Annotated in this window: 2 protein-coding genes; one reads left to right on the forward strand and one right to left on the reverse strand. The window is 66.3% G+C overall.

Features of this window, described 5'->3' with window-relative positions:
* Nucleotides 1-75 precede the first annotated feature (75 nt).
* Nucleotides 76-276 (reverse strand): hypothetical protein, encoded by a 201-nt coding sequence (locus MOV75_RS39225; protein WP_246932424.1) that lies wholly within the window; start codon nt 274-276, stop codon nt 76-78.
* 238 nt (nt 277-514) lie between these two features.
* On the opposite strand from MOV75_RS39225, the gene MOV75_RS39230 reads away from it, so the two are divergent.
* A complete protein-coding gene (locus MOV75_RS39230; protein WP_246932426.1) occupies nt 515-1063 on the forward strand; it encodes a lytic transglycosylase domain-containing protein in 549 nt (182 codons plus the stop codon).
* Nucleotides 1064-1112 lie beyond the last annotated feature (49 nt).

Raw genomic sequence — 1112 nt, forward strand, 5'->3', positions numbered from 1 at the left:
CCGCACGGATTGATCGTGCGGATGCAATTGCCGCTCAGGCAGCAGCCGCGCCTTGCGGCGGCTTAGAATCGCGCGTTACGCCGCGAGCGGCGGGTGCGCGACGGCGACCTCGTCGAAGATCGCCACCGCCTCGAAGCGATAATTGCAGGCGTGGCAGGTCCAGAGGTAGGAAACGCGCCCCTCGCCCGGCTCGATCCAGTCCGGCCGCGGGATCGGCGTGCCGCATTGGGCACAGGGGTTTTGCCTGGGGGTGTCGCTGAGGATTGCTTTTGTCATGGCACCTCTCCCGATTTGCAGAGTCTTCTCACTCGCTTTCGCCGGCACGCGCGAATAGACAGGCGTGCTGCCGCGAGCGGGCGTCCGCCTGAGGTAACCTGTACGCCGGCATTGAGTCGTAATGGCGGCTCGGCGCTGCAAAATCGTTAACGGCGGCGTTTGGTCACATCATCGCCGCGTTCGGAAGGCCTAACGGCAGCCGGAGGCAGGTCACGTCAGGGGACCCCAGGAATAACAAATGAAAATTTTACGCATTGCCGCGCTGCTCGCGGCCGGATTGACATTGCCGCAGGCCGCATTTGCGGGCGAAGCCGAATATGCCGAGATGGTCGCCGCCCATGCTCGCGCCAACGGCGTGCCGGAAGCGCTGGTGCACCGCGTGATCATGCGCGAGAGCCGCTATCAGCCTCACCTCGTCGGCCGCGGCGGCACCATCGGGCTGATGCAGATCAAGCTCGCGACCGCCCGCGGGGTCGGCTACACCGGCGATGCCGCCGGCCTGCGCGATCCCAACACCAACCTCACTTATGCCGTGAAATACCTCGCCGGCGCCTATCGCGCCGCCAACGGTGATCACGCCCGCGCCGTGCGTTATTTCGCAGGCGGCTATTACTACGCTGCCAAGCGTCAGCGGCAGGAGGCCGTGCAGGTCGCCAATATGGGCGCGACCGATATGGGTCAGCCTTGGCTGGAGCCGAACGGCAACCCGCAGCCGATGTTCGGCACCACACCGCACAGGAAGCTGGCCCAGCGCGTCCGCAACGCGCGGGCGCAGGCCTCGCAGTAGCCTCTCGTGTCCCGGACGCGCAGCGTTGCTGCGCAGAGCCGGGACCCAC

The sequence above is a fragment of the Bradyrhizobium sp. PRIMUS42 genome (assembly GCF_023006515.1).
Lineage (GTDB): Bacteria > Pseudomonadota > Alphaproteobacteria > Rhizobiales > Xanthobacteraceae > Bradyrhizobium.